General features: G+C 33.6%; 19 protein-coding genes. 4 read left to right on the top strand and 15 right to left on the bottom strand.

Annotated features, from left to right (window positions below):
- Positions 1-413: 413 nt before the first annotated feature.
- From BM203_RS05955 to BM203_RS05910, 10 genes are all read right to left on the bottom strand, one after another.
- Entirely contained in the window at positions 414-785 is a 372-nt protein-coding gene (locus BM203_RS05955) for a PTS glucitol/sorbitol transporter subunit IIA (protein WP_090093496.1), read from the bottom strand.
- 14 nt (positions 786-799) lie between these two features.
- Entirely contained in the window at positions 800-1,789 is a 990-nt protein-coding gene (gene srlE, locus BM203_RS05950) for a PTS glucitol/sorbitol transporter subunit IIB (protein ID WP_090093495.1), read from the bottom strand.
- A gap of 23 nt (positions 1,790-1,812) precedes the next feature.
- Positions 1,813-2,364, bottom strand: a complete 552-nt coding sequence (gene srlA / locus BM203_RS05945) for a PTS glucitol/sorbitol transporter subunit IIC (protein WP_090093493.1) — start codon at positions 2,362-2,364, stop codon at positions 1,813-1,815.
- Complete coding sequence (locus BM203_RS05940; protein ID WP_090093492.1) at positions 2,361-2,858, bottom strand: transcriptional regulator GutM; 498 nt, start codon at positions 2,856-2,858, stop codon at positions 2,361-2,363. The genes srlA and BM203_RS05940 overlap by 4 nt, the downstream gene beginning before the upstream one ends.
- 1 nt (position 2,859) lies before the next feature.
- Positions 2,860-4,704, bottom strand: a complete 1,845-nt coding sequence (locus tag BM203_RS05935; RefSeq protein WP_090093491.1) for an HTH domain-containing protein — start codon at positions 4,702-4,704, stop codon at positions 2,860-2,862.
- A gap of 14 nt (positions 4,705-4,718) precedes the next feature.
- On the bottom strand, positions 4,719-5,519 hold the full coding sequence (locus BM203_RS05930; RefSeq protein ID WP_090093488.1) for an SDR family oxidoreductase: 801 nt from the start codon (positions 5,517-5,519) through the stop codon (positions 4,719-4,721).
- Positions 5,520-6,122: 603 nt separating this feature from the next.
- Positions 6,123-6,578, bottom strand: a complete 456-nt coding sequence (locus BM203_RS05925; protein WP_090093486.1) for a DUF6037 family protein — start codon at positions 6,576-6,578, stop codon at positions 6,123-6,125.
- 793 nt (positions 6,579-7,371) lie between these two features.
- Complete coding sequence (locus BM203_RS05920) at positions 7,372-7,566, bottom strand: PDDEXK family nuclease (RefSeq protein ID WP_143453048.1); 195 nt, start codon at positions 7,564-7,566, stop codon at positions 7,372-7,374.
- A 20-nt stretch (positions 7,567-7,586) separates the two neighbouring features.
- On the bottom strand, positions 7,587-9,455 hold the full coding sequence (locus tag BM203_RS05915; RefSeq protein ID WP_090093483.1) for a Z1 domain-containing protein: 1,869 nt from the start codon (positions 9,453-9,455) through the stop codon (positions 7,587-7,589).
- Positions 9,452-10,585 (bottom strand): restriction endonuclease PLD domain-containing protein, encoded by a 1,134-nt coding sequence (locus tag BM203_RS05910; protein ID WP_090093481.1) that lies wholly within the window; start codon positions 10,583-10,585, stop codon positions 9,452-9,454. Before BM203_RS05910 ends, BM203_RS05915 begins: the two co-directional genes overlap by 4 nt.
- Positions 10,586-10,695: 110 nt before the next feature.
- Here BM203_RS05910 and BM203_RS05905 point away from each other — a divergent pair, with 110 nt between their 5' ends.
- Together BM203_RS05905 and BM203_RS05900 are read left to right on the top strand one after the other, a co-directional pair.
- Positions 10,696-11,022, top strand: coding sequence for a helix-turn-helix domain-containing protein (locus tag BM203_RS05905; RefSeq protein ID WP_090093480.1), 327 nt, complete (start codon positions 10,696-10,698; stop codon positions 11,020-11,022).
- Entirely contained in the window at positions 11,012-12,061 is a 1,050-nt protein-coding gene (locus tag BM203_RS05900; protein WP_090093478.1) for a DNA cytosine methyltransferase, read from the top strand. Before BM203_RS05905 ends, BM203_RS05900 begins: the two co-directional genes overlap by 11 nt.
- Before the next feature lie 405 nt (positions 12,062-12,466).
- On the opposite strand, the gene rlmD is transcribed toward BM203_RS05900, so the two are convergent.
- Positions 12,467-13,819 carry a 23S rRNA (uracil(1939)-C(5))-methyltransferase RlmD gene (gene rlmD / locus BM203_RS05895; protein WP_090093476.1) on the bottom strand — a complete coding sequence of 451 codons (1,353 nt, stop codon included), beginning with the start codon at positions 13,817-13,819 and terminating at the stop codon, positions 12,467-12,469.
- Positions 13,820-13,995: 176 nt separating this feature from the next.
- On the opposite strand from rlmD, the gene BM203_RS05890 reads away from it, so the two are divergent.
- The gene (locus BM203_RS05890) at positions 13,996-14,706 is read left to right on the top strand and encodes a Bax inhibitor-1/YccA family protein (protein WP_090093474.1); all 711 of its coding nucleotides are present in this window, start codon (positions 13,996-13,998) and stop codon (positions 14,704-14,706) included.
- Positions 14,707-14,881: 175 nt separating this feature from the next.
- Positions 14,882-15,892 (top strand): choloylglycine hydrolase family protein, encoded by a 1,011-nt coding sequence (locus tag BM203_RS05885; RefSeq protein ID WP_090093472.1) that lies wholly within the window; start codon positions 14,882-14,884, stop codon positions 15,890-15,892.
- 596 nt (positions 15,893-16,488) lie between these two features.
- Here the strand turns inward: BM203_RS05885 and BM203_RS05880 are convergent.
- From BM203_RS05880 to gatC, 4 genes are read right to left on the bottom strand one after another with little or no spacing between them, the layout of a single operon-like run.
- Positions 16,489-17,409, bottom strand: coding sequence for a diacylglycerol kinase family lipid kinase (locus BM203_RS05880; protein ID WP_090093470.1), 921 nt, complete (start codon positions 17,407-17,409; stop codon positions 16,489-16,491).
- Between the two features lie 41 nt (positions 17,410-17,450).
- Positions 17,451-18,881 (bottom strand): Asp-tRNA(Asn)/Glu-tRNA(Gln) amidotransferase subunit GatB, encoded by a 1,431-nt coding sequence (gene gatB / locus BM203_RS05875; protein WP_090093468.1) that lies wholly within the window; start codon positions 18,879-18,881, stop codon positions 17,451-17,453.
- Between the two features lie 3 nt (positions 18,882-18,884).
- Positions 18,885-20,324 (bottom strand): Asp-tRNA(Asn)/Glu-tRNA(Gln) amidotransferase subunit GatA, encoded by a 1,440-nt coding sequence (gene gatA / locus BM203_RS05870; protein WP_090093467.1) that lies wholly within the window; start codon positions 20,322-20,324, stop codon positions 18,885-18,887.
- A complete protein-coding gene (gene gatC, locus BM203_RS05865; protein ID WP_090093465.1) occupies positions 20,324-20,626 on the bottom strand; it encodes an Asp-tRNA(Asn)/Glu-tRNA(Gln) amidotransferase subunit GatC in 303 nt (100 codons plus the stop codon). The genes gatA and gatC overlap by 1 nt, the downstream gene beginning before the upstream one ends.
- Positions 20,627-20,628 lie beyond the last annotated feature (2 nt).

Below are 20,628 nucleotides of genomic sequence, written 5' to 3'. Positions count from 1 at the left end.
TACCTAATCTTGCCATTGAAACAAAATGCTCTTAATTATCATATTTTCAGTTAAATCGCTAGCTAACTACCTCATCTCCTATGGATTTATATCTTTTAATTTCTATATTTTATCATAGAAGTGGCTCGACCTTTTTACTTATTAAATTTATTAACCATACCAAAAAACTTGCTGTCTCCAGTAATGGAACAACAAGTTTTTTTAAAAAGTTAATAAAGAGTATCATAACCAAATTAAATCTTTTAATTTTTTAAAAAATCTATTTACAGCAATTACTTAAGTAATTGCCCTAGTCAAATACAATCAAAAGTATTCGTAAATTGAATAATAAACTAACTTTTGCACATAAATTAATAAAGACATCCTAACTTATATCATGCTACAGTCAACAAAAAATAGAAGAAAAATTATTCTTAAAACATTTCTATTTCCGTTCCTATTTCAATCTTTGGAAAAGCTTTTTTTTCAACATACAATGATCCTGGCAATTCAGCTTTTTTCTCTCCCGTAAATTTAACTGCAATATGACCTAGATTTTGCAAATTAGCGTTCACTTCATTACCTACTGCAGTAATTTGATAATCTATTGCACCAATTTTCAATGTCATTCCTTCTTTTATTTTACTAGCTAAATTATGATCAGCAAGAATAAAGCAAGAATCACGTAATGCATTGGGAGCCTGTTCACCAAAAAAGATTAACATATTAATTGATTTAAATTGCTGCGCTTCTTTACCAATTTCTTTTACAATAGTTTTAAATACTGGCTTTCCTGTCACTGTCAATTTTCATTTCCTTTCTATTTACCACTATACAAGTCAAAACTAGCCAGCCATGCAATCAACACACGAGGTACACCGTTAATAAATCTTGAGTACAATACAGAAGTTACACCAACTTCTACCGTTTCTGCATCAGCATCCATTAAACCCAGTCCCACTGGGATAAAGTCACAACCATTTTGAGTATTAATCGCAAACAGTGCTGGTAAAGCATATTGTGGTGGTATATTACCCTTACCAATTTCCACCCCAATTAATGTTCCAATGATTTGTCCAATTACTCCACCAGGTCCAAGAAGTGGCGATAAAAATGGTAGCGAACAAACAAAGCCCAAAATCATTAATCCCCACACATTACCAGCTAATGGAGTCATTAATTTTGCAAACCATTTACCAATGCCTGAAGCATTAATAATACCAATTAATAAAGAAACAAACGCCATAAATGGTAAAATCGTTTTAATCACTGTATCAACTGATTTTTTAGCTGCTTGATTAAATGTGGCAACTACCTTACCCACTCCAATACCAATTTTTGCTACCCAACCTTCATTTTTTTGCTGAGTCAAAGTCTTGCTAGTATCAATTTTATTTTCAGAATCCTCTTTCATTTTTGGTATTGAAGCAGTAACTTCATCCGTAGATGTGATTTCGTCAACGTCAACAGCAGATACATAGATTTCTGGCGTAATAAATTCGGCTAGCGGACCTGATTTTCCAGTAGGAAGAACATTAATTGTTTTTATTCCTTTTTTTGGATAAATACCACATCTTAATGTACCACCACAATCAACAACAGCAACTGCAATTTCCTCATCTGGTATAGATGTTTTAAAACCATCTACCGCTTTCATTCCTGTCAGTTTTACCATCTTATCAATAATTGCTGGGCGATTCCCACCAGTAACATATAAAATTGTATGTTTTGCATCAGTCGGAGTAATAACCAAGGGACCACCCCATCCTCCTGAACCACGAATAATTTTTATACTATTCCATTTATTCATCCTTATTCATCCCCATTCTCTGATTATCCTAAAACATTGGCTTCTTTAGATAATTCAATCCCTGTAGTTTTGCATACATATGAAGTAGTGTAGTCAGTTACCCAACCACCAATAAAGTTCATAATCAGGCCTACAAACATGTACCTTATGGCTAAATCCATTGTATTCAAACCTAATTTTTGAACACCTGCTGCAATTCCCATCCAAATAAAATATTCAGCTGGATTAATATGAGGAAATACACCATTACTGGTATGACAAAATTGCGCACAGGAAGCATAGTAACTAGGCTTATAATACTCTGGTAAAAACTTTCCCATAGTATGAGCTAATGGGTTACCTAACATAAAGGCAGATACAAAAGGTAAGATCATGTATCTCATAAAAGGATTTTTAGCAGATGCTTGAGCAAATTTGTTCATCTTCTTTTGACCAATCATTGCTATCAAAGCATTCATAAATACCAACATAATTAAAACTAGCGGAACAATGGTTGCTACCCAATTTGCAAATTGCTTACCGCCAGCTTGAAATAATCCCATAAACCAAGTCGCAAAATTAATAATATTTTTCATAATTTTCTTTTTCCTTTTATTTCATAAAATTTATTTATTAATACACTTTTCCACAAACTAAATACTGGCAAAGAAAGAAAATTAGTGCTTGTATCTAAATCTTCACGACTCATTTTCCCAGTTTTAAAGTTAATGAAATTACGATAAGCATTTAAAATGCATTCTTTTGTTAACTTATCATACTTATTTAATTCATCATAACTACTAGCCAATAATGGTAGTGACTTCCCTTCTATTGAAGATAAATTTTTAAATCTTGCAAAAATAGTAACACCTGTCATTATTTTTGCTTGAAGAATATTTGCATGCTCATCAATATTAAGTAAAAGTAATGTACCTGCTTTAAATTTTTTTGGATTCTTTCCAATCAAAACTTTTCCATTTTTACACATTTCTCGAAAAGCTTTTACAAAATTTTTCACTTGCAAAAAGCCAAAAATACTTTGAAGAAGGAAGGCACTTCCCAATAAAACCGTCATATATAAAATATTCAAATTAAACTCCTTCTACTATTTGAATTAACTGTTTAGAACTATCATAATTAACAAAATTATTATATAAAATTTCATTTTTTGAAACTAAACCAATAAAATCATATAGTCTTGAAGTTGCATCAATTAATTCATTATTTAAATTCTCGGGAATACCTATTAAGAAAATTAACTTTAACTCTTTCTTTTTGAATAAAATTTTGTTATCCATAATAGCTACACTAACCAATATTCTTTCTTTACCTGAATGATCAATTGCATGAGGAATAGCTATACCATTTGAAAAAATATTATTAGTTACTTTTTCCCTGCTTTTCCAATTCTGTTTAAAATCTTCTGATACCTGATTGCTTTTTATTTGGTGGTCAATCATCCTATCTACAGCAACATAATAACTTTCAGCCTCAAAATGTTTAACCGAAAAAGCAATTTTATTCTGCTTAATTAATTGCTCAATAATTGAAATTTGCATGACTACACTTAGGGCTTCAGGTCGAAAAACAGTGCCCACATTTATTACTTGAATATGTTCAATTTCTAATGGTTTATCAACAAATACCAATAAAAATTTATCGTTTTGTTGCTTGAAGGCAGCTACATTAGAAAAAGAAATGATTTTCAAATTTTCAAAAACATTACTCAATTTTTTCTCTATAAACTCTTTGACAGAACTCCTAATTGAACCAATAAAAGCAATCTTTACTTGATTTTTAGTATCTTGAGAAATTGCAGAAACTTCTTCTAAAAACATTTCAAAATAAATTACATAATAATTTATTTCATCTTTAGAAATGGAGACTTTATATTCAGAATTTATCTTATTAGCTAACGCCAAACTTAATTCTAAAGAAATCGGATAATTATCAGAAATAGTTCGTGGTAATACTTCACCAATTTTTGTGTATAATAGCGTACGATTGACTGAAAATAACACATGCCACTTTAATCTTTCATATACATTTTTAGTATCTAAACCATATTTCCGTAATTTATCTTTTAGTGGAATAAAAAACAATTTATAATTTTTTAAAAAAACTAGTTTTAATTTTTGAAAATCTAAATATTCATTCTTATACAAATCTAGCGGCGATAAAATAAAACTTATTTCAGATTCAGTAAGATATTTTAACTTTTCTTGTAAATAATCAATTAAGTCAGTAATCACAGCATTCTGAGCCCATAATGAGTGATAACACCTAGGTACACAATCTAAAACATGTCCATAATCTTTGAAAACTTTTAATGTTAATACATTGTTCAGAACTTGGTGATACGCTTGTTTAGATAAATTTAATTTTTTCAAATGACTAGATATTTCTGACGTAAAAGCTAACCAAACAGAGTTGGATGTATGCTCAATAACAAAATTTCTTAGCGCACATATTTTTTCAAAGCTAGTTTGAAAACTGATCTTAATACCTTTTCCCGTCTTAGATATAATCCTACCTTTATATTTTTTCAAATTAATCTCAATTTTTCTAAGATCATTATTAACAGTTTTTCTGCTAATATTTATTCTATCTGCTATCTCATCAATTGTTATGTAATCATTGCTTTTAATAAGAATATCAATAATAAATGCTTCTCGTTTTATCGGATCATTTAAATTTAACTCTCCTTTTAAAAATTGGGTTTCTAAATCTAAAAATTTTGGATAATTATTTATTGTTAAACTAAATCGCTCGATTCCCGACGAAATATGTGCTGCTTCACCTAAAATTCTATTTAGTTCAGAAATTCTTTTATCAACTGTTCTAAATGAAATATTATTATAAACTGCAATTTCTTGCTTTGTTATTGAGCCATTTTCAACGAAGAGTTTTAAAAGCATAAATAAAGAACTATCCATCTATTTCCTCTCTTTTACCCTCTTGATTTACCCCCGGCTACATTAATAGTTACGCCTGTAATGTAACTTGACTTATCAGAGAGGAGGTAAGCAACTAAATCTGCAACTTCATGCAACTGACCACTACGTCCCATTGGGGTTGTTGTAGTACTCTTGTAACCTGCACGAAGTTGATCAACTGTAATGTTTCTTGTATAAGCTAAAGCTTTTTCATAAGTGGGAGTCCTTAATCCTGTTGCTTCCATAATACCTGGTGCAACACCAACAACCCTCACATTAAACTTTCCGAGTTCCTTGGCCCATGAACGAGTAAAGCCATTAATCGCTCCTTTCGTTGCAGAATAGATACTTTGTCCTTGTGATCCCTCTAGTCCAGCTTCTGAAGACATATTCACAATTACACCATGCTTTTGTTTCGTTAAATAACGTCCCACTGCCTGGGACATAAGCATCATGCTCTTAACATTAATACTGAACATTTTTGTCCAATCATCTTCTGTCATTTCATATTGACTTTCTGGTTTTTCAGCATCAACTAAAAGTCTAGGTAAATTGATACCTGCATTATTCACAACACCATCAATGCGACCATATTTATCTACTACATTTTTAACCGTTTCTTCAATATTTTCTTTGTTAGTTACGTCAGTATGATAATAGGTAACACCATTATTAATCTCTTTTGGTTCATTTAAATCAGCATCAATAACATTAGAACCTGCATTTGCTAATTCTTTGACAATAGCTGCTCCAATACCTGATGATCCACCAGTTACAACATAAACTCGGCCTTCAATATTTAACCAATTATTCATTCTTATTATCCTTTCCATTTATCATTTATAATCACAAGTATATTGAAAGCGCTTGCTATAATTAATATCCAAATTTTCAAAATAAAATGAAATAAAGGGTCTTAACTTTAAAAAAATTAATATTTACAAACATAAGTTTACTATTCTTAAGAATAGTCTATACACAAGAAAAATAAATTACAAATAGATACAAATTAAGCTATAATTTATTATATTTATAAAAATTTTTTTAAATAACCTATTAATATTTAAAATAGCAAGGAAAAGACCAGACTTTTCAGGCTAACAAAAGAAGGCAAAACACATTTTTTGTGTTTTGCCTTCTTTTGTTGTTTACTCACTTGTGCTTTACCACTTAAGCTGGCTCTTGGAGATCATTTCTTTGCAGACTTACTTACGCCTGGGCCTTGAAATACTGCTAGTCTGAATTGTAATTAACCTGATACTAATTCATCAAAAAAGATTGTCTGTTGCTGACTATGACTAGGCAGTGATTCAAGATAAAGTCACTAACTCCAAAAGACCAACTATTGACCAATTAGATCAATAGTTTGAGGAAGTTCATATGAAACTAAGCCAGATGGCTAATCAGTAAATTAAACTCTACAGCATTGATGAAATCAATGACTTTGTTAATCTGCACAAATATGACTTAATCGATTTCGATGAAAAGTAAAAGATGATAGTTTTGCCATCTGCAAAATACTTATAAAGATTAGGCCTTAATAACCTAGTCTTATTATCATTAAAACTACTTCTTCTATGACCTTCCCGATTCATTTTTACTCCAAAACAATATTTTTTATTTGGATTTTCTGAGTCGCTTTTACTTAATGAAGCATACATTAATTCCATTTGCTCTTTGGACGGCCTTTCATTCACTACTGTTGGAACAAATTGGTTTAATATATTATTAAATTGAGATAAAGTATCACCTAAAGTCAAACTATATTCAATTTCAAAAAATTTACGTAGCTCTTTGGCATCAATCATCCAACCACTTGAATTTATTTCCACTTTTAGTGCATCAGTTAAATCGCTCTTTTTAAAAAATTCCAATAAAACTTGAAATAACCCATTTTTGCTCTTTCATATCATCCCTAAGTAACTTTAAATTATTTAACATAATATTAATTCCTTATCTTATTAACATTATAAGTCGAGCATACTAGTGTACTGCATTTTTTTAGTGAAACAACAAAATTCAATAACATACTCAGGACAAAATTCAACTATATTTGTAACAGCCACAAATATAACCTGAACAACTATTTTTATTACTTTAATCAATACAACTTGCCAAACTAGATACTCGCACTCTCAGCCATAAAAATAGAACATAAAAAACCCGACTTCTCATTAAAAAAATAAAAAGTGTACCTAATTCAAATCTTCATAATCAAAATACTCATGTACTAAGATACTGTGCGTAACTTTATCCAATAATAATTCTTAAATTTTTTAACAAATTCCTTTAACTTGAAATTCCAAATTTGATTATCCACTTTTTAGTACCTCTCCTGTTGAAATATTGCAGAACTATATGCTGTTTTACCATCATTCTGTATCATTTTTAATTAATATTTGTTAACGTTTTCAAAAAGTTAAACCAGATTAGTAAGTACATTTTCCTATTTTTGACGTACTTATATTTAGGGAGGTAAATCAATAGAAGAATAACTTGATATATCAAATATTTTTTTCTTCAATCCTACGGTATCCAGTATCGTATTAGTTTAATAATCCATATTCTTTAACACTTGATGCTTTTCTTGGAAACGAATTGCCGCCCCCCATTTGTTTTAGTTCAGCATTGACCTATTTATCACGCTCCATATTATAATTTATTTTTTTAAACCAAATATTGTCTGTTACGATTAACTCTTTTTCCTGACTTTATTTTATCAAAATTATAGGCATACCAGTATTCAGCATCAACAAATACAGCAATCTTGTATTTAGTTATTGCTAAATCTGACTCTTTTATAATTACATTCCATATACCAAATAAATTTTTCAAAGATAGTTCATACTTTGCCAGCAACAAATCTCATTTTAGAATGACATTTAGCCGTTTCCACTAAAATTTTTCTTTTCAGTTACATGATAAATAACCTTATTAGCTGGAAATTTGATATTAGGAACCCAAAGCTTATTTGCACTCCAGCCTCTACCTACTACTTCATACAAAGTTAAGACAGGTATATTTGTAAAACTATTACCCAAATCTAAATCATTTGGTGATAACAATGCCCCAGTTCCTTGAGTAATATCACGATCGCGCCTAACTATAAGAACTCCTTGAGTTTGGTGACTGGCAACCATATCCTTAATAGCGGTTTGACAATCCTTAATATTAAAGTCGCTTCCACCCCGAATCTCGGAAAGAATACGTTGAAAAATTGCTAAATTAACCTGTTCATAATCTTTGTGATTGTCAACCGGGTAGATTTGGTTAATGAGGTTAGTTAGTGTATTAAATGACTTATTTATAGGATTAAATGGAAAGTAATTTTTCCCACCGATAAAAATATGAATGTGTCTATTGTCTAGCACTTTAGAGCGAGTAGGGGCCAGTCCCTCTGAAAGAGAAATAGCAATTTTAGAAAGGTCACCATTTGTTTGGTCAATTTGTCGAATAATTGCATTATTAACCGAATTTATATCTGCAAATAGCTTATACAGTTCCTTGCTGATATACACAGACATAAGACTCGCATGACGATCATATCCAAACATACGACTATGTTGCCACATCGTATCTGCCTGTGGGTGCTTAGATGAGCGAACATAGTAAATAGTTTGCAATTTGGGAAAAGTTACTCCTCTGCCAAGTGTATTTCCCCCAACTATCACGTTACTTCCAGTTGCATAGTCCCTTGCCTGTACATGTTCTTTGCCGTTAAGCATATAAATATTAACCAAGTCTAAAAGACCATGTGCCTTGCCAAAAAGCCGTTCTTTACCTAATAGACTGGTTTCCTGTGAAATAACATCGTACTGCTGAGAAAAAAAGTTAAAAAAGGTGTCTTTATTATCTGCAAATGAATTAAGAATCTTTTGTACCTTATTGGCATATTCTATATGCTTATTAACTCTGACTGATGGATGGATCATCATGTTACAAACCTTATCTCCATCAGCAAACATTTGAGCTGATACAATAATATGATGTACAACTGCCTTTTTCAAAGATTCTTCTTCGTTATCAATAAAGTTAATGCATGACGGCGTCTTAGCTTCCGGAAAGAAGAAATTACCTCCTAAATACCCCTGTCCTGGAGTAAAGTAAACCGCAAAATCAGGATGCCAAGTGTTATCCTCTGTTTGCAACAATAAAGCTTGTGGAGTAGCAGTAGACTGCAAGTAGATAGAACCAATAGATAACTGGTTGATTTGATCCAGATAATTGTTAATAGTTGATTGCTTCTCTTGATTTATCAATGTATTCAGTGATGATGCATCAGCTTCGTCATCAATAATAAAAAGAGGATTTCCTGCAACAATGCCCGAAGACTTCAAGTTGTTTACCCATTGTTGCAGGGTACGAAAATTCTTTTTAAGTACGATTATTGTTGGTTTAGAAAGATTATTATCATTGAATTTAGTTGTATCATATTCCCCACAAATACAAAAATCTGGCAAATCTTTTTGTACACGTTCCAGTGTTTGTTTTTGCAAGGTAACATTATCTGTAGTTAGTAAAATAAATAATGGAAATATATCATCTGCAGCAGCACATATAATCCCAAATATGTGACCAGTCTTTCCCGACTGAATATTTCCAAACAGTAATCCAGTTTTTCGTCCACCCATGAAATCAAAATTAGATTTAATTTTGTTATATGCCTCGTCAGTAGTCTTTTTAATTGATAAAGCAAACTGTAGGTCGCCCGTTTGCATTAATCGTGCAACATAGTCACTTAAATAGCTCATCTATTAGTCTCTTCTTTCATCTGGCTTGGTAAAAAAGAAAGCAACCATACATTTAATACATTGCCTTCTTCATCTTTAGTTGTCTGACCGATTTTTGTAAGGCTAAGTGTAGTTTTACCATACTGTTCTAACATTTTTTCAGTAATTAAGCCTTTTCCTTCAGTATCATTTTCCACATTATCAATAGCATTAACAATTCCAGCCGCTACAAGTCTCCCCTTAAGCCAATATCCCATGATTTTAAGATTATCTTTGGAATAGAAGTTCTTGTTATGATCACCGCAAGTCCATACCTTAAACTTCCAGCCATCATCAGTTACAACCATGAATGGCTTTGAATATTCCGGATAGCCCGGTTGTTCGGAAATTTTTTTAGAAACTATAATTTCTGTTTCCCACCATTCACGCTTTCTGCCTTTTGCGTAGCAAACGTTAATATTTGATCCTCGAAGTTTAGGATCATTATGGTCATGAGGTACCTTTAATGGTATCTCAAATGTATTTCCTACAAGGTGATCTTTATAGGCATTAACTTCATCAGAATTAACCTTTTGAACATGGTCAATATCCCTTAACTGTACATTCTCTGCTCGAATAATAGGAATATTAGGTGTCGAAGAGATTGATGTAGAACATTTAGTCTGCAAATCTTTAATATGGCGTTCTAATTGTACCAATTGCTGACTGCCGTTGATAGAAACAGAAATTTCATATTGGCGTCGAGTTTGAGCATCTAATGAAATAGCTCCTAGGTTGGCAGAACCTAAAATTCCGGCAAATGGTGTTTCATTCTTACTAAACAGGTAGCATTTTCCATGATACCTAAATGTTCTGACAATAAGTACTTCTCCAATATTTCTTGAATGCCACTCATTATCTAATTTAATAAGTGTGTTATATATACTTTCGGGCATACCATCGATGTAATACATACCAACAATTAGTCTTATATAGCTAATACGTTGGTTCTTTATCATCTGGTTCAGTAACTCCAAAGCATTTCTAGATACATACCCTGTTGCAATTTCAACTTTATTTGAGGCTTTAAAATATTCTTTGAATTTATCTCTGAAGTTTTCATTATTATCATCAGTTCCCAAGGGCGGAACATCAGTATATAAGATTGACATATTTTTTCTCACTTTCTTGCTGCGATTCAGAAAAAAAATAGCAAAATATTTCTTAATCGCAGCTAATTATGGTAAACTAAAAACAAAAATTAATAAAAAGAGGTTTTTACATGAACAGCTCATTTGGCAAATATTTAAAACAATTGCGTTTAAGCAACCGATTAAGTATGGCCGATGTATTTGATCAAACAGGTATTACCAATTCTAGACTCTCAAAGCTAGAACATGATCAAATAACTGACCCTAAGATTTCTACTATTTGCAAACTGTCCAAATGCTATCAAGTAAGCGTTATAACCATGCTTAATGAAGCAGGTATGGGAAGTGCTAAGCCCGTTCCGCTTCAGCATACTTCTTTCCTAACTTCAAAGGAGTTAGAAGTTATACAACAAATTATTGACCTTTTTACAAAGGAGAGATGGAACATTGAAGTATAGATTAGGAGAACTATTTTGCGGTCCAGGAGGACTAGCCTATGGGGCCAAGATAGCGGATATTGGCAATGGTGACAAAATTATCCATGCATGGGCAAATGACTTCGATAGGGATACATGCGATACTTATACTCATAATATATGTCCTGATAATCCAGAATCTGTTTATTGTGAAGATGTCCGAAAGTTTAATCTGACAAAGTTAACACCAATTGATGGATTGGCATTTGGTTTCCCCTGCAATGACTTTTCCGTTGTAGGTAAGCATAAAGGATTTGAAGGAACCTATGGGCCACTATACACTTATGGTGTTAGAGCATTGAAAATTTACCAGCCAAAGTGGTTCCTTGCCGAAAATGTTGGAGGAATTAAGTCAGCGAATCAAGGAAAGGCTTTTAAAAAAATTCTTTCAGACATGAAAGATGTAGGATATACAATTGTTCCAAATTTTTATAAATTTGAAGAATACGGTATTCCACAAGCACGACATCGGATTATCGTTATAGGTATTCGCAACGATCTAGCGTTAAAATATCATTATAAAGTACCTTCTACAGAAATGTATAAGAATGTAGATAATAGTGCTAAAAATGCCATTAATAATCCACCTATTCCAGCTAATGCATTTAATAATGAACGTACGCATCAAACAAAAAATGTTGTGGAACGACTTAAGTATATTAAACCAGGACAAAATGCATTTAATGCTGATATTCCTGAAAATCTAAAATTACATGTCAAAGGTGCTAAAATTAGTCAGATTTATCGACGTTTAGATCCGAATAAACCATCATATACCGTTACTGGTTCTGGCGGCGGTGGTACACATATGTACCATTGGTCAGAACCACGAGCATTAACTAACCGTGAAAAGGCTCGCTTGCAAACATTCCCAGATAACTTTGAATTTATGGGTTCAAAAGAGAGTGTCCGAAAACAAGTGGGGATGGCCGTACCTGTTCGTGGAGCACAAATTATCTTTGAGGCAATTCTTAAAACGTTTGCAGGTATTGATTATCCATCTCAAGAAGCTCACCTATAACAAATAATTTTAGAGCAATATGTGGCATATCATAAAAAGTCAGATATAATCCACTCTACACCATTCAGTACTGATGAATATTTTTCACAGTACTGTTTTGTTTATAGGTGCTATTTAAAAATTTTCAGTTGATTGTACATATTCCTAGTTTAATCACTGAGATTAATATCGTTTATATTTATCAGAGTCCTATTTAAACAATACGGTGTTATTTATTTAGGTGCTTTTCGATATAATGAGTAAGCTCTCTTAAATAATCATATTTTCGCTACACTAATCAACAGAATTCGCTAATTTGGACGACCATACAGCTGGAAAAACAAAAAGTGTACAATTCATGATTCAGAAAATACTTAGTATGCTTTCAATACCCGAAAAATATTCCTTAATACCGATGTTTATTAATTATTTTTCTGTCCGTTCCAGCACCGTTACTGCTTCGACATGGGGCGTTTGCGGGAACATATCCACCGGATCAATCTGATCAAAAGTATAGCCTAACTGCTGAAATTCTTGCAGATCACGTACTAGCGTTGCTGGATTGCACGAAATATAAACAATTTTCTTGGGGTTAGTCTTAGCGGCAGCCTCAATAAACTCTGGGGTTAAGCCTTTTCTTGGCGGATCAACGAAAATAATGTCAACTTGCATCCCTTTTTCTGCCCATTTAGGCATAATTTCTTCAGCCTTACCAGTAACATACTTGGCATTTCGGATATCATTTAGTTTTGCATTATTATTGGCATCCTTGACTGCATCTCTGACGCTCTCAATACCACGCACCGAACGCACGTGTTTCGCTACGGTCAAGCCAATAGTGCCAATCCCTGAATAAGCATCAACAACCGCATCTTCTGGTTGTAAGTTAGCCTTTTTAATTGCTAAATCATAAAGCCGCGGTGTTTGCAATGAATTGATTTGGAAGAAACTTTCCGGTGAAATTCTAAACTTAACGTCACCAATTTGATCAGTAAGTTGTGGTTTACCAAAAATCAGGTAGTCCACCTTACCTAAAATAACATTAGTTTTCTTTGGATTATAGTTTAAAACTAAACTAGTTACACCCGGAATTTTTTTGATATCAGCCGCAACTTTGGGTAATTGAGCAAAGTCTTTATGCAAACATACTAGAATTACCATCATTTCACCTGTTGCCTTACTACGACGGACATCTAGATATCTAACTTCACCTTGATTATGAATTTCATCATAAGCCGGAACGCGATATTGGCGAAGAATATCACGCACTGCCACTAAGACACGGTCAATTTCAGGATCAGTTGTCAAAAAATTGGTTAACGGCACCAAATCATGTGAGTGCCGTCTAAAGAACCCGATTTCGAGTTGACCAGCAACTTCTCGGACGGGTACCTGAGCTTTATTGCGATAACCCGTCTCCTCCGGACTAGGTAAAGTAGAACCAACTTGCACATCATCAAGATGGGCTTTTTTCAATAAATTGACCACTTGGTTACGCTTGAATTCGAGCTGCTTGTCATATTTAATATGTGCCAGTGAGGCAAGCCCAGTTTGCACCCACTGATTAAGTTCAATCTTTACACGATCAGGGCTCTCTTTAACAAGCTCTTCAATTTTGGCAAAAGCAAAGGTCTTCTTAACTTTTAATATTTTTGCCCTGACTATTTCACCAGGAATTGCACTGGTTACAAAGACCGTCATTCCTTCATAATGCGCTACCCCCATCGCTTCATATGATAAGTCAGTGATTTCTAAGTCAATAATTTGATTTTTTTCCATGTTCTTGTCCTTTTTTACAAACAATTGGTTAACTATTCTATTTTACTAAAAATTTGAATAAAAGTAACATGCTGACTTATTCTTTAACTTTGCTTTAACTTCGCTTAATTATCTTCACACCCAATTTAAAATGTGTTAGTTTTAGTACTAATTTGAGCCACAGAAAGGACATTTTTATGAATATTTTTGATACTAATTCAGATCACCGACAAATTCATACTATTGCAGAAACTAATCGTTTTTTGACTAAAATGTATGCCCTGATGGGCGGCGCAGTTATGATTTCCGCCTTAGTAGCCTATTTGACTATGAATGTTTTTAGTACTGCACTAATGAATCTGCCTGCTACTATCATCTGGTTAATTTTATTAGTTCCCTTAGGTCTATCTCTAGGAATTAGTTTTAAAGCTAATCGCAACCCAGCAGCAGCTTTAGTTATGCTTATCTTTTTAGCTGCAATTTATGGCTTTGAATTTGCCTTAATTGCTGGCTTTTATACCGGCACCCAAATCACTTCAGCCTTTATCTCTGCCGCAACAGTTTTTATTGCCATGGCTATATTTGGAACTTTTACTAAGCGTGATTTATCTAATTGGAATTCCTATTTAAGTGCTGCTTTATTTGGTTTTATGGTAGCTTGGCTAGTCAATCTTTTCTTACGTAATCCAGCTGTCACTTACCTATTTTCCTTTATCGGTGTAATAATTTTTACTGGTTTAGTTGCTAGTGATGCCAATAAAATGAAAGCTATTTACAATAATTATGGCGACCAATTATCAAGTAATGGTCTAGCAATATTAGGAGCTTTGCAACTTTACCTTGACTTTATTAATATTTTTATGTTTTTATTAGAAATCTTTGGTGGTAATGGTAATAGGCGCAATTAATAAAAAAGGTGCTGGTCGCAATGATCGGCACCTTTTTTTATAATTAGATTATAGTAAGTAATAGCTTACATCATTACGATTTAAATTTAAAACACTTGAATATAGTCATCCATCCTCTTATACTTTTCATTATAGTTAATTTATAATATTTTTAAAATCAAATGGAGGTTACAGCATGATAGGTTGTAGCAGTTTTACATTAGAAACTAAGGATAAAAAACATTTTTTATCTAGAACAATGGACTTTATGATGGAAATGGCTGAACAAGTTATTTTTGTTCCTAAAGACAAAACTTTCGCCGTTTCATATAATACGACAGATCAAGTTACTAGTAAGCATTCATTTATTGGCATGGGTAGTATTCAATATGATATTGATAATTCTCCAGTTACTTGTGATGGTATTAATGATGCTGGATTAACAGGAGCTGTTTTATATTTCCCAGGATATGCTAGCTACAAACAACAGGCTGAACCTAATACTTGGGGTGTATCACCCGATAAAGTGATTTCTGTAATTTTATCTCAAGCTAGTTCATTAGCTGACGTGGCCGAATTATTTACCAATAAAATTTCAATTGTTAATGAAGCTAGCCCCGCTTTAAAGGTTATCCCACCTTTACACTATATCTTTTCTGATACTACGGGGGAAAGTGTTATCGTTGAAACACAAGAAGATGGTACACATATTATCCGAGATTCAGTTGGCGTGATGACCAATAGTCCCGATTATCACTGGCACGAAACTAATTTACGTAATTACCTTTCTGTTAGACCAAAACAACATAAAGATATTGAATTTTTGGGTAAAACATTAAAGCCGTTTAGTCAAGGCTCAGGTACCTTTGGCTTACCTGGTGACTATACACCACCATCACGTTTTATTAGAACAGCCTTCATGAAAAATAATGTTGAACAACCCAAAGATGAATTAACTGCTGTAAGTTTAGCTCATCATATATTAGAAGCTGTCAGTATTCCACGCGGAATCGTTGTTACTCCTGAGGATACTTTTGACTATACTTGTTATTCAGCTTATATGTGTGCTGAATCTAAAAGTTACTATTACTCAACTTACGGCAACCAACGTATTAGATGTGTCAAATTGACACCGGAGCTAGAAAAAGAAACTGAATACCATGAATTCCAAGTTAATCCAATAGAAGATATTGATTATGCAAATTAAAAATTGACAAAAAAACTATCGTTTCAATTATAAGAAACGATAGTTTTTTAATTACAAAAATTATATTCTTAATTACTTAAATATAAAACTTACTGATAATTATCAACAAAAATATAATTTTATTTACCTACAATATTTTTAAGTTCCTTTTCGTATTGCTCCTGAATTTGCTTGATTTCATCATCTCTATCAGTAGTGGCAGCTTGCTTTAACTGTTATGTAATGACAATAACTACTTTTTTAATAACTTGTGTAACAAGCGATTATTCACTTTAGACTAGCCCTTTAATCCTAGCTTCATTTGCGGCATCTTCTAAAGCAATAGCTGCTGATTATACGAATAAAAATAATATATATAGTTAATTTAGGAATTGCATCAACTAAAACCTTTTAATTTCAGGTTTTTTGCTCTGTATTCTACTAGATAAAAATAATTTTTTCTTCGCCACATATTAGTAAACTACTGAATTTCTAAATTTAACTTTTACTTTTATGATTAAAATAAAATACACATAACAATTAGACTAAGATGTCTAATTTGTTATGTGTACTTTAATTTTCAACTATCAGTATAATTAACAGCTAAACTATTATTTTTATTCACCAACGAAAAATTCAATTCGCCTCTGTAAATTTTTAAAAGTAACTGGGCAATAGGCACCAATTTCTCCATCCAGATTAACAGGAAGTTCTTTACCTATACTTTGACCAAACAACTCAATTTTTAAACTTCGTGTTTTTGTATAAATAATATCAGGATCATCTACATGCTTACCGTTTAAGGCAAGAGCCATTAGTCTTAATAATTTAACTGGATCAGATGGTTTTACCACAATTAATTGGAAAAATCCATCACCTAATTCTGCATCTGGCATTATTTGCTCAAAACCGCCGATTGTATTAGTCATCCCTAATAACAGCATCGAAAGTTTACCTTCATATACGCCATCGTCATATGTTAAGCGCAATTCATTTGTAGTCAAATGAGGTAACATCTCGGCTCCCTTTATCAAATATGCTGTATAACCTAATGCCGACTTAACTTCTGACGGTACACCATAGGTTAATTCAGTTAATGATCCACAGGCTGCAATATTAACAAAATATTGAGTATGATTTGCAAATGTTGCCTGGCCAATATCCATTTTCCGTGTTTTTTGTTTAAGGATTACTTTAACCGCATCTTTAATACTTTCACGCGGAATATGTAAGGCTCTAGCATAGTCATTAGTCGTGCCAGCAGGGATAATGGCCATTTGTGGTCTTTTTTCCAGAAAGGCAATCCCATTGACAACTTCATTGATTGTTCCATCCCCACCAGCCGCTACAATTAAGTCAAAGCCTGCATTTGCAGCTCGAGTAGCTTCTTTTTGCGCACTTTGCTTTTGGCGTGTTGTTCGAAATGCGCTTGCTTCATAACCTGCTTGTTCCAATACATTTAAAATGTCAGCAACATTTTTAGGCATCTGCTCGTGACCTGATACAGGATTATAAATCAATCTTGCTTTTTTAGTCATAAATTACTACCTTAATTACTCAAATTACTTTAAAATTCTCTTTAACGCTTTTGTAATTCTTGATTCAAAAGCTGATTGATAACCTTAGGATTAGCCTTACCACGTGTCTTTTTCATGATTTGACCAACCAAGTATCCAATTGCCCGATCTTTACCGTTTTTAAAGTCTTCAACTGATTGCGGATTACTGTCCACTACTGCTTTAACCATTGGTTCAAGCACACTAGTATCAGATAATTGAACCATGCCTTGGTCTTCAACGTACTTCTTAGGATCAGTTCCATTAGCAATTGTCTCGGCAAAAACTTTTTTAGCAATTTTCGAAGAGATTGTACCGTTCTTAATTAGTTCAATCATTGCTGCTAAGTTCTCAGGTGTTAACTTAATATCAGCTAAAGATACACGATTATCATTTAAATAACCATTTACTTGGGTATTCATCCAGTTAGCAGCTAATTGTGGATCTGCCCCAGCTGCAACTGTCTTATCATAAAAATCAGAGCTTTCTTTAGTTTGCAAAAGAACTTGGGCGTCGTAATCCTTTAAGCCAAATTCATTGACATATTGGCTGTAACGTTCTTCGGCCGAGCGTGGTAATGTCGCTGCAATTTCATCAATCCACTCTTGACTAATATGATCAGGGGCTAAATCTGGTTCTGGGAAATAGCGATAATCGGCATCGCCTTCTTTAACCCGTTCCAGAACAGTCTTACCTGTTGCTTCATCAAACCGGCGTGTCGATAATTGTACTCGACCTCCTGCCAATAAGACCTGTGCTTGCCGTTTTTCTTCATATGCCAAAGATTTACGTACATGTTCAAAAGAGTTCAGGTTCTTCATTTCAACCTTGGTTCCAAGTTCTTTTTGTCCAGCGGGACGAATAGAAATATTGGTATCAACTCGCATTGAACCTTCTTCCATCTTAACATCAGAAGCACCTGTAAACTGGACAATCTTACGTAATTTTTCAAGGTAAGCATAGCCTTCATCAGGATCTGCAATTTCTGGTTCAGAAACAACTTCCAGTAGCGGAACACCTTGCCGATTTAAATCAACATAAGAAAAGCCATTAGTCCCATGCGTATTTTTACCAGCATCTTCTTCAATATGCATTTCATGAATCCCAATCCGTTTCTTTTTACCGTGTACCTCAATTTCAACATAGCCGTCACGAGCTAAAGGTTGGTAAAATTGAGTAATCTGGTAAGCTTTGGGACTGTCAGGGTAATAATAATTCTTTCGATCAAAATGAGTATTTGGCAAAATATGTGAGTGCGTTGCTAAAGCAACCATAATCCCTAAGCGATAAACATCCTTATTTACGTAGGGTAAAACTCCAGGCATTGCCCAATCAATTACATTTGTTTCAGTATTAGGCTTAGCACCATAACTAACCGGTGAAGGTGAGAAAATCTTACTATTAGTTTTTAATTCGAAGTGTACTTCGAACCCAATTGTTGATTTAAAATTCATCTGTTAATCCCCCATTCCAGTTGGTGTCTTTTCATAAAACTTGTTAGTTTGTTCAATAAAGTCAGCTACTTGGAAAATACTTCCCTCATCAAATCGCTTAGCCATTACTTGTAACCCAACAGGCATTCCATCTACCATACCAGCTGGTACACTAGCAGATGGAATACCCGCTAAGTTAGCCGAAATGGTCAAAATGTCATTGTTATACATCTTAATTGGATCAGAAATTTCACTACCAATAGTGAAGGCCGGTGTAGTAGTTGTTGGACCAACAATTACATCATTTTCCTCAAAGATACGGTCAAAATCTTGACAAATCATGGTCCTAACCTTTGCTGCCTGTCTAAAGAAACGGTCATATGAACCTGCTGATAAAGCAAATGAGCCCAGCATAATTCGGCGCTTAACTTCTTCACCAAAACCTTCTGAACGTGATTTTACATAAACATCCAGTAGATCTTTTGTATCCTCTGCCCGATAGCCATAACGAATACCATCAAATCTTTGTAGATTTGATGAAGCTTCACTAGAAGCAATAATATAATAATCAGGAACTACATATTTAGTTAATGGTAAGGAAACCTCATTAACGACTGCTCCGGCATTTTCTAAAACAGTAATCTGCTCTTGAATTACTTCACGCATCTCACCATCAACAGCATCCATGTACTCTTTAACAACCGCTACCCGCATGCCTTTGATGTCTTTACCGATGTACTTAGTGAAGTCAGGAACTGCTCTAGTTGAAAGGGTAGAGTCATGTTCATCAGCTCCTGCAATAACATTAAGTACTTGGGCTGATGTTTTGGCCCGCTTGCTCATTACTCCAATTTCATCAAGTGAAGATGCGAAAGCAATTAAGCCCCAACGTGAAACACGCCCATAAGTTGGTTTAATACCAAAAACACCGTTAAATGCAGCTGGTTGCCGGATTGAACCACCCGTATCAGATCCAAGGGCAGCAACAACTTGTCCTGAAGCAACAGCAACCGCGGAACCACCAGAAGAACCACCTGGAACTTTGTCTAAATTCCAAGGGTTATGTGTTATACCAAAGTATGAATGTTCAGTCGATGAACCCATCGCAAATTCGTCCATATTTGTTTTCCCTACAAAAGTAGCCTGGGCAGCTTTTAAACGTTCAATAACTGTTGCATCATAGACTGGAATGTAGTTATCCAAAATATGACTAGCAGCTGTCGTTTTAACATCTTTAGTAAGAATATTATCTTTAATTGCAATTGGAATTCCAGCTAACTTATTCTTGCTAAAATCTAAATCAGCAGCAGGTTTAGCATCCTCCTGAACCGTAATCCAAGCATTTAACTTATCATCGGTCTGCTTAATATTGGCGACTGTATCTTGTGCTAATTGATCTGCTGATAAAGTCCCCTGAGCCAATTTTTCATTTAATGAGTCAATATCTTCATTTAAGTAATTCATTACTCGTCCTCATCCTTATTAATAATCACTGGAACCTTGATAAAGCCATTAGCTTGTTCAGGAACATTCTTCATTAATTCTTCGCGACTTTGCCAGTGTTCAGGCTTATCTTCTCTAAATACAGTATCACGATCAACTACTTGGACAGTTTCTTCAACACCCTCAGTGTTCACTTCTGATAATTGATCAGCCATATTGATAATTGAACTCATTTGTTCAGTAACCTGACTAATATCATTTTTATTAATTTCCAGCCGCGATAAAACTGCGACATGCTTAATTGTCTCTTCTGTAATTTTCATAC

It is taken from the genome of Lactobacillus bombicola (genome assembly GCF_900112665.1).
Classification (GTDB): domain Bacteria; phylum Bacillota; class Bacilli; order Lactobacillales; family Lactobacillaceae; genus Lactobacillus; species Lactobacillus bombicola.
This window is presented reverse-complemented; position numbering and strand designations above follow the sequence as displayed.

Bases quoted from the DNA above. Each gene is read 5' to 3' on its own strand.
- srlE (WP_090093495.1), bottom strand. From the start codon at position 1,789: ATGAATAAATGGAATAGTATAAAAATTATTCGTGGTTCAGGAGGATGG.
- srlA (WP_090093493.1), bottom strand. From the start codon at position 2,364: ATGAAAAATATTATTAATTTTGCGACTTGGTTTATGGGATTATTTCAA.
- BM203_RS05935 (WP_090093491.1), bottom strand. From the start codon at position 4,704: ATGGATAGTTCTTTATTTATGCTTTTAAAACTCTTCGTTGAAAATGGC.
- BM203_RS05930 (WP_090093488.1), bottom strand. From the start codon at position 5,519: ATGAATAATTGGTTAAATATTGAAGGCCGAGTTTATGTTGTAACTGGT.
- BM203_RS05915 (WP_090093483.1), bottom strand. From the start codon at position 9,455: ATGAGCTATTTAAGTGACTATGTTGCACGATTAATGCAAACGGGCGAC.
- BM203_RS05910 (WP_090093481.1), bottom strand. From the start codon at position 10,585: ATGTCAATCTTATATACTGATGTTCCGCCCTTGGGAACTGATGATAAT.
- BM203_RS05905 (WP_090093480.1), top strand. From the start codon at position 10,696: ATGAACAGCTCATTTGGCAAATATTTAAAACAATTGCGTTTAAGCAAC.
- rlmD (WP_090093476.1), bottom strand. From the start codon at position 13,819: ATGGAAAAAAATCAAATTATTGACTTAGAAATCACTGACTTATCATAT.
- BM203_RS05890 (WP_090093474.1), top strand. From the start codon at position 13,996: ATGAATATTTTTGATACTAATTCAGATCACCGACAAATTCATACTATT.
- BM203_RS05885 (WP_090093472.1), top strand. From the start codon at position 14,882: ATGATAGGTTGTAGCAGTTTTACATTAGAAACTAAGGATAAAAAACAT.
- BM203_RS05880 (WP_090093470.1), bottom strand. From the start codon at position 17,409: ATGACTAAAAAAGCAAGATTGATTTATAATCCTGTATCAGGTCACGAG.
- gatB (WP_090093468.1), bottom strand. From the start codon at position 18,881: ATGAATTTTAAATCAACAATTGGGTTCGAAGTACACTTCGAATTAAAA.
- gatA (WP_090093467.1), bottom strand. From the start codon at position 20,324: ATGAATTACTTAAATGAAGATATTGACTCATTAAATGAAAAATTGGCT.
- gatC (WP_090093465.1), bottom strand. From the start codon at position 20,626: ATGAAAATTACAGAAGAGACAATTAAGCATGTCGCAGTTTTATCGCGG.